Below are 11,622 nucleotides of genomic sequence, written 5' to 3'. Positions count from 1 at the left end.
CGCTGCAGGTCCCGTTGCTGCAGGTCAACGATCTCAAGAAACATTTTCCGGTCCGCGGCGGCTTGTTCAGCCGCAAGTCCAAATGGGTCTATGCGGTGGACGGCGTGTCCTTTGAGGTCGCGCGCGGCGAGACGCTGTCGCTGGTTGGCGAGTCCGGTTGCGGCAAGTCGACGGTCGGCCGCGCGATCCTGCGCCTGTTCGACATCACGGCAGGCCAGGTGGTGCTCGATGGCCAGCGCATCGACGACGCCTCACCCGCAGCCCTGCGCAGCATGCGCCGCCGCGTGCAGGTGGTGTTCCAGGATCCGTTCTCCAGCCTCAATCCGCGCATGCGCGTGCGCGACATCCTGGCCGAGCCAATCCGCAATTTTGGTCTCGCCAAATCTTCCGCCGAACTCGAGGCCAAGGTTGCGGCGCTGATGGACACCGTGCGCCTGCCGCGCGACGCGCTGGGCCGCCGGCCCCACGAATTCTCGGGCGGCCAGCGCCAGCGCATCGGTATCGCCCGGGCATTGGCGGCGGAGCCCGAACTGATCGTCTGCGACGAGGCGGTCTCGGCGCTCGACGTCTCGGTCAAGGCCCAGATCGTCAACCTGCTGCAGGATCTGCAGCGCGAGTTCGGCCTCGCGCTGCTCTTCATCAGCCACGATCTGGCGATCGTCGAGCACATGACGCACCGTGTCGCGGTGATGTATCTCGGCAAGATCGTCGAAATGGCGCCCAGACAGCAGATCTTCACTGCGCCCAGGCATCCCTATACCAGGGCGTTGCTGTCGGCCGTGCCGGTGCCGGAGCCTGGGGCGATCCGCAACCCGATCATCCTGAAGGGCGACGTGCCGAGCCCGATCAATCCGCCGAGCGGTTGCCGATTCCACACGAGGTGCCCATACGTGTTCGATCGCTGCCGGACGGAGGAGCCGAAACTTCGCTCGGGTGGCGACGACCAGTGGGCCGCGTGTCATCTCGACGCACTGCCGGTCTAATTCCGCGGCGGAGTCCGCGAGGGCTCGAACCATCGAAGTCCGTTTGCCTGCGCTGATTTGACTGTCCCGCGATCCCCGCGCAGACTCGTGTGGCGGAGGCGGCTGGGCCTCGGTCGCATGGGTTATGTTCTCCGAAAGTCTTCATGAATCGTCTGGCAAATTTGAAGCGGTTGGGATTCTTCACGCGCCTTCTCGACGAGGTTGGTCCGGCGGAACGATATCGCCTCGCGGCAGCGCAGATCGTCCACGCGGAAACAGCAGGTCTTGATTCCGCGTGGATCGCGCAGCACCATTTTCATGAGAGTGAGGGCGGGCTGCCAGCGCCCTTTGCTTTTCTCGGCTTCGTCGCGGCACAGACATCCCGCATTCGTCTCGGCACCGGCATCGTTACCGTGCCGCTGGAAAATCCCGTACGGGTGGCGGAGGACGCCGCGGTCCTCGACCTGTTATCAAACGGCCGTTTTGAGCTTGGTGTCGGCACCGGCGGAAACCCGTCAGCCTTTGCAGCCTTTGGGCTGGACAGTGCGCAACGCGCGGAGATTTTCGCTGACAATCTCGACATTGTTCGTAACGCCCTGGCCGGCGCGCCGCTGGCCGGCGGCGATACGCTCTATCCACCGAGGCCGCAACTGTGCGACCGGATCTGGCAGGCGACTTTTTCCGTCAGCGGCGGGACGAGGGCCGGCAAAGCGGGCGACGGCCTGCTGTTGTCGCGAACGCAGCCGCGGCCAAGGGAAGCTCCACATGCGTCGCTTGCTGAGATTCAACACCCCATCATCGATGCCTACCTCGACGCACTGCCGCCGGGGCGCGAGCCCCGGATCATGGCGTCACGCAGTGTCTTTGCCGCGGACGAACGTGAGGAGGCGGTGCGACTAGCCGACGTCGGATTGCGGCGTGCGCGCGCGAGCTTCATCGCAGGTGGTCATGCCCCGCCGGGAGAGGCATTGAGCGACATGATCACCGCATTCGATACCCATGTCGGGACGCCTGACGACGTCATCGCCTCGCTGCGCGCCGACAGCATTTTGGAGCGCGTGACCGATCTTGTCTTTCAGGCGCACTCGATCGACCCGCCGCATCCGTTCATTCTGCGATCGATTGAACTGATCGCCGAAGCGGTCGCGCCGGCATTGGGGTGGACGAAAGGGCCTGCTGCTGCGGGTCCAAACACAAAACTACGAAAACAACCCCATGCAAAGTAGAATGGGTCACGGTTCGCGGTACTCGGATACTTAAGTCCGAGGCATGAAATCAGCAAGGCAGCGAGCGTCCGTCAGGCATCAACCGCCACCTTCAATGCCTCGGCACGGATCTCTTCCACCAGCCTTTCCTTCAGCTGGACGAATTCGGGCGCGGTTTTGATCTTGTAGGATCGTGGGTGGGGCAGATCGACCGCGATCTCGGCCTTGATGCGGCCGGGGCGGGCGCTCATGACGATGACGCGGCTGCCGAGGAAGATGGCCTCCTCGATGTCGTGGGTGACGAACAGCACGGTTTTCTGGTCGCGCTCCCAGATGCCGAGCAGCATTTCCTGCATCAGCACGCGGGTCTGATTATCGAGTGCGCCGAACGGCTCGTCGAGCAGCAGGATCTTGGGATCGTTGGCAAGCGCACGCGCGATCGCCGTGCGTTGCTGCATGCCGCCGGAGAGTTGCTTCGGCCAGTGATTTTCAAAGCCGGACAAGCCAACCCGTTGAATAAATCCATCGGCGATCTTGCCGCGTTCGGCCTCGGAAATTCCGCGCTCGCGCAGCCCGAACGCGATGTTTTCGCGCACCGTCAGCCACGGGAATAGCGTGTAGGATTGAAACACCATGCCGCGATCCGCGCCGGGGCCCGTTACCTCCTGCCCGTCGAGAATGACGCGGCCACTTGTCGGCCGGTCGAGCCCGGCGATGATACGCAGCAGCGTGGATTTTCCGCAGCCCGACGGGCCAAGGATGGTGACGAAATCATTGTTGCCGACGTCAAGATTGGTCGGTTCCAGCGCCCGTGTCGGCGCATTGCCCTGGCGCGCAGGGAAGGTCCGTGAGACCTGATCGATCTTCAGCGCGGTCACGCTAGTCTCCACGGAAACAGCCAGGCGTTGAAGGCCTTGAACAGGAAGTCCGAGACGAGGCCGATCAGCCCGATGACGATGATGCCGAAGATGATCTGGCCGGTGTTGAGCAGCGCCTGGCTGTCGGTGATCATGTGGCCGATGCCTGACGATGAGCCGATCAGTTCGGCGACGATGACATAGGTCCATGCCCAACCCAAAACGAGCCGGAGAATTTCCGCGATCTCGGGAGCGGACGAAGGCAGCAGGACGCGGCGGATGATGCCGCTGTCGCCAGCACCAAGCGTGTAGGCGGCTTCAACGAGATCGCGCCTCGTGTTGCCGACATTCACGGCGATCATCAGGATGATCTGGAATACCGAGCCGATAAAAATCACCAGCAGCTTTTGCAGTTCGCCGATGCCGGCCCACAGGATCAACAGCGGGATGAAGGCCGAGGCGGGCAGATAACGGGCGAACGAAACGAACGGCTCGAGAAAAGCCTCGATCGGTTTGTAAGCGCCCATCAGAACGCCGAGCGGCACCGCGATGATGGCCGCCAGCACGAAGCCGCCGATCACCCGCCATATCGTCATGCCGATATCGTACAGGAAGCCGTGCTTCGTCAGCAGTTCCCAGCCTTCCTGCAGCATGGTCAGCGGGGTGGCGAGAAATGTTTTCGAAACATAGCCGCCAAACGTGGCCCATGCCCACAGGGCAACGAACAGGACGAAGAACGCGAATCCATAGGCTACGCGCTGCTTCGACGTCACGGGATCCAGGGGTCGTATCACAGGACAAATTCCTCAAAGCGGTGCGCCGATAGCGGCAAGTCCCGCTTCCACAGAAGCGGGACCGGCGCGTCGCCGACCGGGAGTCTACTTGATGAAGCTCGCGTCAAAGAGGTCGTCGGTTTTCGGGATCGATTTGATGATACCGATCTCGAGCAGCAGCTCGCCGGCTTCCTTGGTGAAAGCCTGGAACTCGCCCGCGAAGAATTTCTGGTTCGCAGCCTTGTCCTGCCAGCGCAGATATTTTGCCGAATTGCCGAACTGCTCGCCGGACTGCTTCACGTCCGATCCCATGATCTCGTACGACTTGGCCTGGTCCTTTTCGATCAGTGCCACGGCCTCGAAATAGCTGTCAGCCAGTGCTTGCGCGGCCTTCGGATTCTCGGTCAGGAATTTCGGGGTGCAGCCGAACGTGTCCATGATCATCGGATAGTCGAGCGTGGTGGCGATGATCTTGCCCTTGTCCGGCGCAGCACGCACCGTCGAGAGGTAAGGCTCATACGTCATGGCCGCATCGTTCTGGCCGGCCACGAACGCCTGGGCGGCGGCGGCGGGCTCCAGGTTCACCACGGTCACGTCCTTGACCGTGAGACCGTTCTTCTTGAGCATCCAGGCCAGGGTGAAATAGGGAGCGGTGCCGGGCGCGGACGCGGCGACCGTCTTGCCCTTCAGGTCCTTGATCGCGGCGACGTCGTTTCGCGTGGCCATGCCATCGGCGCCGTAACTCTTGTCGAGCTGGAAGATCTGCTTGGTCGCGACGCCATTGGCATTCCAGGAAATCCAGGTTTCCACCGTGGTTGCCGCGCACTGAATGTCACCTGACGCTATGGCCAGGTGCCGGTCCTTCTGCGGGATCTTCTTGATCGTCACGTCGAGGCCGTTCTTCTTGAAGATGCCGGCCTGGTTTGCGAGCGTGAGCGGTGCAAAGCCGGTCCACCCCGAGATGCCGATGCCGACCTTCACGTCCTGGGCGACGGCTGGTGCGGACACCAGGAGAGCTGCGGTTGCGGCAAATACTCTAAAACTAAGCATGGCTGTATCCCTTTTCTGGTTCATGGATTGCGTCTTGCTGCGTCTGTGCAGGCCGCTTTGTGAGTTGCTGCTTTGTTTATTGCTGCATAAATTGTGCCGGACCTTATGCGCATTGATATCTCTCTCAGCCGCCCTTGAAGCGGGCGACCAGTTTGTGGGATTCGCCTGGATAGAGCAGGCGCACCGCCGTCAGTGTCCGTGCACTGCGCCAGGTGTGCCGCTCTATCACGAGGCAGGGCGCGCCGATCGCAATGTCCAGTGCGGCTGCGGTCTTGTCGTCGGCCACGATAGCGCTGATTGAATGCTCTGCTTCCGTCCATGGGACATGGTGAAGCAACCACGTGCCGGGAGGTTCGACCGCAAAATCGGCCGTGGCGGCTTCGGGCACCGCGTCGAGATCGATCAGCCTGTCCTCGATCGCGAACGGCACGCCATCGGCGCTGTGGCGACAGGCTATCGCGATCACTTTGCCGGTCTTTCGTACCCCAAGACGCGCGCGGTCGGCGGCGTTGGCGGCACGGCGCGAACACTGGATCAGCTGATAGAAGTAGCTGCGGCCGAGCGCGGTGATTTCCGCGCGGATATCAGGAATCGTCAGGACTGCTGACAGAAATTTGGGTCGGCGTACAAAGGTGCCGGCCCGCCGCCGCCGCTCGATGAGATCGGCTTGGGCCAGTTCCGACAGCGCCTTGCTCACGGTCATCCGCGCGCAGCCATAGTGCGCCATGAGTTCGTGTTCGAACGGGATGCGGTGACCCGGCGGCCATTCGCCGGTCAGGATGCGGCGTTCGATGTCGAGGCGTATCTGCTTGTACAGCGTCGGCTTGTCGGTTGCATAGGCCTTGTCGCGATCGATCGAGAGGCTCATGCGACGAGCCTTCGAACGGCGGCGTTGAAGGTCTCGCGCGCCTTCTGGCGAAGCCGGTGATGCCCGCCTTCAACGACCTTGCTGCCGCCTGCCCAGACACAGTCGATAGCCGCCGCATTGGCCGCAAAAATCCAACCGTCGAGGACCGCATCCCGATGGCGCCCGGCGAGCGAGGGATGTGCGGTGTCGAGCGTGACGATATCGGCGCGCGCGCCTGCCTGGATTCCTGCGGTCGGCTGCGCGAGCGCCTGGGCGCCGCCGGCCAGCGCGGTGTCGAACAATGCGCGTCCGGTCGAGATGCCGGGACCGCCGGACAACACATTGCGTTCCCGGTGTTTGAGCCGCTGGCCATATTCGAGCTGGCGCAGTTCGTCAGCGACGCCGACGAGGACATTGGAATCGGTGCCGACGCCGAACCGGCCGCCTGCATCAAGGAATTCGCGCGCCGGGAAAGTACCGTCGCCGAGGCTTGCTTCGGTAACCGGGCAGAGGCCCGCGACGGCGCCGCTTTTGGCAAGCACAGCGATTTCGGTCGCGGTGGTGTGCGTCGCATGGATCAGGCACCAGCGCTGATTGATTGGGGCATGCTCGAGCAGCCACTCGACCGGCCGCCGGCCCGACCACGCGATGCATTCCTCGACTTCTTTGGTCTGTTCGGCGGCGTGGATATGGACCGGCCCGCCTTCGGCCAACGGCACGATTGCCGCCAGTTCAGCTGGCGTCACGGCACGCAGGCTGTGCGGGGCGATGCCGATATTGGCGCCGGGCAATTCGCGGAGGGCCCGCTTTGTAGCGTCGATCAGTTTGGCAAACTGGTCGACCGAACAGATGAAGCGGCGCTGGCCGGCATGGGGCGCGGCGCCACCAAAGGAGCCGTGCGCGTAGAAGCTCGGCAGCAGCGTTAGCCCGATGCCGGTGGCCTCGGCGGCTTGTGCAATTCGCGTCGCCATCTCGGCCGGATTGGCGTAGGGCGTGCCATTGTGGTCGTGATGGAGATAGTGGAATTCCCCGACGCGCGTAAAACCTTGCTCCAGCATCTCGACATAGAGCAGTGTCGCGACGGCTTTGGCATCGTCGGGGGTCATGCTCAGCGCGAAGCGATACATCGTCTCGCGCCATGTCCAGAAGGTATCAGCGGTATTACCGCGTGTTTCGGCAAGGCCCGCCATGCCACGCTGGAACGCGTGACTATGCAGGCTCGCTATTCCCGGGATGGCCAGCTGGTGTCGTTCATCTTCGGCTTCCGGCGCCGTGCCAACGATAACCTTGGTGATGATCCCATTGGTCACAACCACTTGCACGTCATCGGCCCACCCGGACGGGAGCAGCGCTGACGCGAAATGCAAAGTGGACATGTTTTCCAAACCGGCTGGACAGAACACCGGCACGATAATATGTATAGACATATCGTCCCGTCAAGCTTCTGCCGTTGAGGGAATGCTGCATGGCCGAGCGCTTTGATCGAATTTGGCATAATGCCCGGCTCGCCACCGTTCGGGAGAATCTGCCCGACCTCGGCGTGATCGAGCAGGGCGTGATTGCCGCGCGGGATGGCCGCATCGTCTTTGCCGGCAGCCGTTCCGACTTTCCATCTGACGCCGATGCGGTCGAAGGGATCGATTGCGCGGGGCGGTGGATCACGCCGGGACTGATCGATTGTCATACCCATCTGGTGTTCGGCGGAAACCGCGCCCACGAGTTCGAGCTGCGCCTGCAGGGCGCAAGCTACGAAGAGATCGCGCGGGCGGGTGGCGGTATTGTCTCGACAGTCGCGGCGACGCGGGCCTCCAGCGAGGCCGACCTGGTTGCCGGTGCGCTGCCGAGGTTAGATGCGCTGATCGGCGAGGGCGTGACGACGGTCGAGATCAAATCCGGCTACGGGCTCAACACCGAAACCGAGATGCGACAGCTGTCAGCCGCGCGTGCGCTGGGCCGCAGCCGGCCGGTCAGAATCCGAACCACGTTTCTTGGCGCGCACGCACTGCCGCCGGAAGCCGATGGCGACCAGGATCGATACATTGAGCTTGTTTGCCGCGAGATGCTGCCGGCGGTGGCGCAAGCCGGGCTTGCCGACGCCGTCGACGCCTTCATGGAAGGTATCGCTTTTTCGGGCGATCAAACGGCGCGGGTGTTCCGTGCGGCAAGGGCGCTGGGACTGCCGGTCAAACTGCATGCGGATCAGTTGTCGAACCTCGGCGGAGCGGCCCTTGCTGCGGAATTTTCCGCTCTGTCCGCCGATCATCTGGAGCACACGGATGAAGCCGGCGCCGCGGCAATGGCGCGGGCGGGCACGGTAGCCGTGTTGCTGCCGGGCGCGTTCTATTTCATTCGCGAGACGACCAAGCCGCCGGTCGAACTGTTCCGCGCCCACGGCGTCAACATGGCGCTCGCGACCGACTGTAATCCCGGCAGTTCGCCGCTGACGTCGGTGCTGCTGGCCATGAATATGGGCGCGACGCTGTTCCGGATGAATGTTGCTGAATGCCTGGCCGGTGTGACGCGCGAAGGAGCTCGCGCGCTCGGCGTTCTCGGGGAGACCGGCACGCTCGAAGCCGGCAAATGGTGCGATCTCGCGATCTGGGATATCGAGCGGCCCGCCGAACTCGTCTACCGGATGGGCTTCAACCCGTTGCACGCAAGGGTGTGGAGGGGACAATGAGCGACCACGCCGCATCCATTGTTGTTTCACCGGGCAGGGTCAGCCTCGACGAGCTTGCGCAAGTGCTTGCCGGCGCGGCCGTCGCGCTCGATCCATCCTTCTTGCCGCGCGTCGAGGCGGCTTCGGCCATTGTTGCCAAGGCCGCGGACGCGGACATTCCGGCTTACGGCATCAATACCGGCTTTGGAAAACTGGCGTCGAAGCGAATCCCGCCCGGCCAGACCACTCTGCTGCAGCGAAATTTGATCGTGTCGCATTGCTGCGGGGTAGGGCTGCCAACGCCCGAACCGATCGTGCGTCTGATGATGGCGCTGAAGATCGTCTCGCTGGGGCGGGGCGCCTCGGGCGTTCGACGCGAAATCATCGAGCAATTACAGGCGATGCTGGCGCGCGACGTTTTTCCGCTGGTGCCACAGCAGGGCTCAGTGGGCGCGTCCGGCGATCTGGCGCCGCTGGCGCATATGACGGCCGTCATGATCGGTGAGGGGCAGGCGCTCATGGATGGCAAGATCGTGCCGGGCCGTGATGCACTGGCCGCTGCCGGTCTCGCGCCGGTGACGCTCGGGCCGAAGGAAGGCTTGGCTCTGATCAACGGCACGCAGTTTTCGACGGCCTATGCGATTTCCGGATTGTTGCGCGCCCATGGGCTGCTCTGCGCGACGCTGGTGACAGGCGCCTTGTCGGTCGATGCGGCGATGGCTTCGACGGCGCCGTTTCGCGCCGAGATCCAGCAATTGCGCGGACATGCCGGGCAAATCGCAGCCGGGGCGGCGCTGACAGCGTTGCTGGAGGGCAGCGATATCAGGAACTCGCATCTCGAGGGCGACGAGCGCGTGCAGGATCCTTATTGCCTGCGCTGCCAGCCGCAAGTGGCCGGTGCGGCGCTTGACCTCTTGATGCAAGCCGCCCGCACACTGACGATCGAGGCCAACGCGGTCACCGACAATCCGCTGGTGCTGGTCGAGACCGGAGAGATCGTCTCGGGTGGAAATTTTCACGCCGAGCCGGTCGCGTTCGCCGCTGACCAGATTGCGCTGGCCTTGTCGGAGATCGGCGCGATCAGTGAACGGCGCATCGCTACGCTGGTTGATCCTGCGCTGAACTTTGGTCTGCCGCCGTTCCTCACCCCGGAGCCCGGCATCAATTCCGGCTTCATGATTGCCGAAGTGACGGCGGCCGCACTTTATGCCGAGAACAAGCAACGTGCCGCGGCCTGCTCGATCGATTCGACACCGACCAGCGCCAACCAGGAAGACCATGTGTCGATGGCCGCGCACGCCGCCCGCCGGTTGTCTGACATGGCGGATAATCTTGCGACCATTCTCGGCATCGAGCTGCTGGTGGCGGCGCAGGGCATCGGGCTGCGCGCGCCGCATACGACCAGCCCCGCACTTGCTGCGGTGATTGCTACGCTGCGCGAGCACGTACCGGCGCTCGGTGGCGATCGCTATATGGCCGGCGACATTGCGAAAGCAACGGCGCTGGTCGCAGCCGGCACATTGCCATCAGTTGCGATTTCGGTGCTCGAGAACAATCCGTTTCCAAACCTTGCCGAGAAAGGTCATTTGTCATGAACCGCCGACTGGACAACGACCGCATCATCCGATCGCCGCACGGGTCCGAGATCAGCGCCAAAAGCTGGCTCACCGAAGCGCCGCTGCGGATGCTGATGAACAATCTCGATCCTGACGTTGCCGAACGGCCGAGTGAACTCGTCGTCTATGGCGGCATTGGCCGCGCGGCGCGCGACTGGGACAGTTTCGACCGGATCGTTGCCTCCCTGCGCAAGCTCGAAGCCGACCAGACGCTGGTGGTTCAGTCGGGCAAGCCGGTCGGAATTTTCCGCACCCATCCCGATGCGCCGCGCGTGCTGATCGCGAATTCGAACCTGGTACCGCACTGGGCGACGCTCGATCACTTCAACGAACTCGACAAGCAGGGCTTGATGATGTTCGGCCAGATGACGGCCGGATCGTGGATCTACATCGGCAGCCAGGGCATCGTGCAGGGGACGTACGAAACGTTCGTCGAGGTGGGCCGACGTCATTATGGCGGCAGCCTCGCGGGCAAATGGATTCTCACGGCCGGTCTCGGTGGCATGGGCGGCGCCCAACCGCTTGCCGCCACGATGGCCGGAGCGTCGATGCTCGCGGTCGAATGCCAGCCGAGCCGCATCGAGATGCGGTTGCGCACGGGTTACCTCGACAGGCAGGCCAGCACGCTCGATGAGGCGCTCGCGATCATGGCGGAGGCGGCGCAGAGCAACAAGCCCGTCTCGGTCGGCCTGCTCGGCAACGCCGCCGATATTTTTCCCGAACTGGTGCGCCGAGGCGTCAGGCCCGACATCGTCACCGACCAGACCAGTGCGCACGATCCGATCAACGGCTATCTGCCGAAGGGATGGACGCTTGCCGAGTGGACGTCCAGGCGCGAGGCCGATCCGAAAGCGGTTGAGGCGGCGGCGAAGACTTCCATGGTCGGCCACGTCCAGGCCATGCTGGATTTCCATGCGCAGGGCATTCCCACGCTCGACTATGGCAACAACATCCGCCAGATGGCGAAGGACATGGGGCTGAAGAACGCGTTCGATTTCCCAGGCTTCGTTCCGGCCTATATCCGCCCGCTGTTCTGCCGAGGCGTCGGGCCATTCCGGTGGGCGGCGCTATCGGGGGATCCCGAAGACATCTTCCGCACCGATGCCAAGGTCAAGGAGTTGATGCCGGATGACAAGCATCTGCACAACTGGCTCGACATGGCCCGAGCGCGGATCAAGTTCCAGGGACTGCCGGCGCGGATCTGCTGGGTCGGCCTTGGCGATCGCCACCGGCTGGGCCTGGCGTTCAATGAAATGGTGGCGCGCGGCGAGTTGAAGGCACCGATCGTGATCGGTCGCGATCATCTCGACAGCGGCTCGGTGGCGAGCCCAAACCGCGAAACCGAAGCGATGCGCGACGGCTCGGACGCGGTGTCGGACTGGCCGCTGCTCAATGCGCTGCTCAATTGTGCGAGCGGGGCCACCTGGGTCTCGCTGCATCACGGCGGCGGCGTCGGTATCGGCTATTCCCAGCACGCCGGCATGGTGATCGTCGCCGACGGAACGCCGGAGGCTGCGCGCCGCATCGAGCGGGTGCTGTGGAATGACCCGGCGACAGGTGTCATGCGGCATGCCGATGCGGGCTACGAAAGCGCGATTGAATGTGCCCGGACCAACGGTCTCGATCTGCCCGGTTTACCGTCGTAGCCGAAAC

Annotated in this window: 10 protein-coding genes; 5 read left to right on the top strand and 5 right to left on the bottom strand. The window is 63.5% G+C overall.

Going from position 1 to position 11,622, the window contains the following annotated elements:
- The first annotated feature begins 2 nt into the window (after positions 1–2).
- Complete coding sequence (locus tag JQ629_RS11250) at positions 3–983, top strand: ABC transporter ATP-binding protein (protein ID WP_212412811.1); 981 nt, start codon at positions 3–5, stop codon at positions 981–983.
- Positions 984–1,126: 143 nt separating this feature from the next.
- Positions 1,127–2,188, top strand: a complete 1,062-nt coding sequence (locus JQ629_RS11245; RefSeq protein WP_212412810.1) for a putative FMN-dependent luciferase-like monooxygenase — start codon at positions 1,127–1,129, stop codon at positions 2,186–2,188.
- 71 nt (positions 2,189–2,259) lie between these two features.
- On the opposite strand, the gene JQ629_RS11240 is transcribed toward JQ629_RS11245, so the two are convergent.
- The 5 genes from JQ629_RS11240 to JQ629_RS11220 form a co-directional block, all read right to left on the bottom strand.
- The gene (locus JQ629_RS11240; protein ID WP_212412716.1) at positions 2,260–3,045 is read right to left on the bottom strand and encodes an ABC transporter ATP-binding protein; all 786 of its coding nucleotides are present in this window, start codon (positions 3,043–3,045) and stop codon (positions 2,260–2,262) included.
- Positions 3,042–3,815, bottom strand: coding sequence for an ABC transporter permease (locus tag JQ629_RS11235; protein WP_212412809.1), 774 nt, complete (start codon positions 3,813–3,815; stop codon positions 3,042–3,044). Before JQ629_RS11235 ends, JQ629_RS11240 begins: the two co-directional genes overlap by 4 nt.
- Before the next feature lie 87 nt (positions 3,816–3,902).
- A complete protein-coding gene (locus JQ629_RS11230; RefSeq protein WP_212412715.1) occupies positions 3,903–4,847 on the bottom strand; it encodes an ABC transporter substrate-binding protein in 945 nt (314 codons plus the stop codon).
- Between the two features lie 124 nt (positions 4,848–4,971).
- Positions 4,972–5,715 carry a histidine utilization transcriptional repressor HutC gene (gene hutC / locus JQ629_RS11225; RefSeq protein WP_212412714.1) on the bottom strand — a complete coding sequence of 248 codons (744 nt, stop codon included), beginning with the start codon at positions 5,713–5,715 and terminating at the stop codon, positions 4,972–4,974.
- On the bottom strand, positions 5,712–7,070 hold the full coding sequence (locus tag JQ629_RS11220) for a formimidoylglutamate deiminase (RefSeq protein WP_212412713.1): 1,359 nt from the start codon (positions 7,068–7,070) through the stop codon (positions 5,712–5,714). Before JQ629_RS11220 ends, hutC begins: the two co-directional genes overlap by 4 nt.
- An 89-nt stretch (positions 7,071–7,159) precedes the next feature.
- On the opposite strand from JQ629_RS11220, the gene hutI reads away from it, so the two are divergent.
- From hutI to hutU, 3 genes are read left to right on the top strand one after another with little or no spacing between them, the layout of a single operon-like run.
- Entirely contained in the window at positions 7,160–8,374 is a 1,215-nt protein-coding gene (hutI, locus tag JQ629_RS11215; RefSeq protein WP_212412712.1) for an imidazolonepropionase, read from the top strand.
- The gene (gene hutH, locus JQ629_RS11210) at positions 8,371–9,948 is read left to right on the top strand and encodes a histidine ammonia-lyase (RefSeq protein ID WP_212412711.1); all 1,578 of its coding nucleotides are present in this window, start codon (positions 8,371–8,373) and stop codon (positions 9,946–9,948) included. Before hutI ends, hutH begins: the two co-directional genes overlap by 4 nt.
- The gene (gene hutU, locus JQ629_RS11205) at positions 9,945–11,615 is read left to right on the top strand and encodes a urocanate hydratase (RefSeq protein WP_212412710.1); all 1,671 of its coding nucleotides are present in this window, start codon (positions 9,945–9,947) and stop codon (positions 11,613–11,615) included. The genes hutH and hutU overlap by 4 nt, the downstream gene beginning before the upstream one ends.
- Positions 11,616–11,622 lie beyond the last annotated feature (7 nt).

Source organism: Bradyrhizobium sp. AUGA SZCCT0222 (assembly GCF_018130205.1).
Lineage (GTDB): Bacteria > Pseudomonadota > Alphaproteobacteria > Rhizobiales > Xanthobacteraceae > Bradyrhizobium.
Note: the sequence above shows the minus strand (reverse complement) of the source record. Positions and strands in the feature narration are given on the sequence as shown.

What these genes read in the sequence shown, in the direction of transcription:
- JQ629_RS11245 (WP_212412810.1), top strand. Translation starts at nt 1,127, where the DNA reads ATGAATCGTCTGGCAAATTTGAAGCGGTTGGGATTCTTCACGCGCCTT.
- JQ629_RS11230 (WP_212412715.1), bottom strand. Translation starts at nt 4,847, where the DNA reads ATGCTTAGTTTTAGAGTATTTGCCGCAACCGCAGCTCTCCTGGTGTCC.
- hutC (WP_212412714.1), bottom strand. Translation starts at nt 5,715, where the DNA reads ATGAGCCTCTCGATCGATCGCGACAAGGCCTATGCAACCGACAAGCCG.
- JQ629_RS11220 (WP_212412713.1), bottom strand. Translation starts at nt 7,070, where the DNA reads ATGTCCACTTTGCATTTCGCGTCAGCGCTGCTCCCGTCCGGGTGGGCC.
- hutI (WP_212412712.1), top strand. Translation starts at nt 7,160, where the DNA reads ATGGCCGAGCGCTTTGATCGAATTTGGCATAATGCCCGGCTCGCCACC.
- hutH (WP_212412711.1), top strand. Translation starts at nt 8,371, where the DNA reads ATGAGCGACCACGCCGCATCCATTGTTGTTTCACCGGGCAGGGTCAGC.
- hutU (WP_212412710.1), top strand. Translation starts at nt 9,945, where the DNA reads ATGAACCGCCGACTGGACAACGACCGCATCATCCGATCGCCGCACGGG.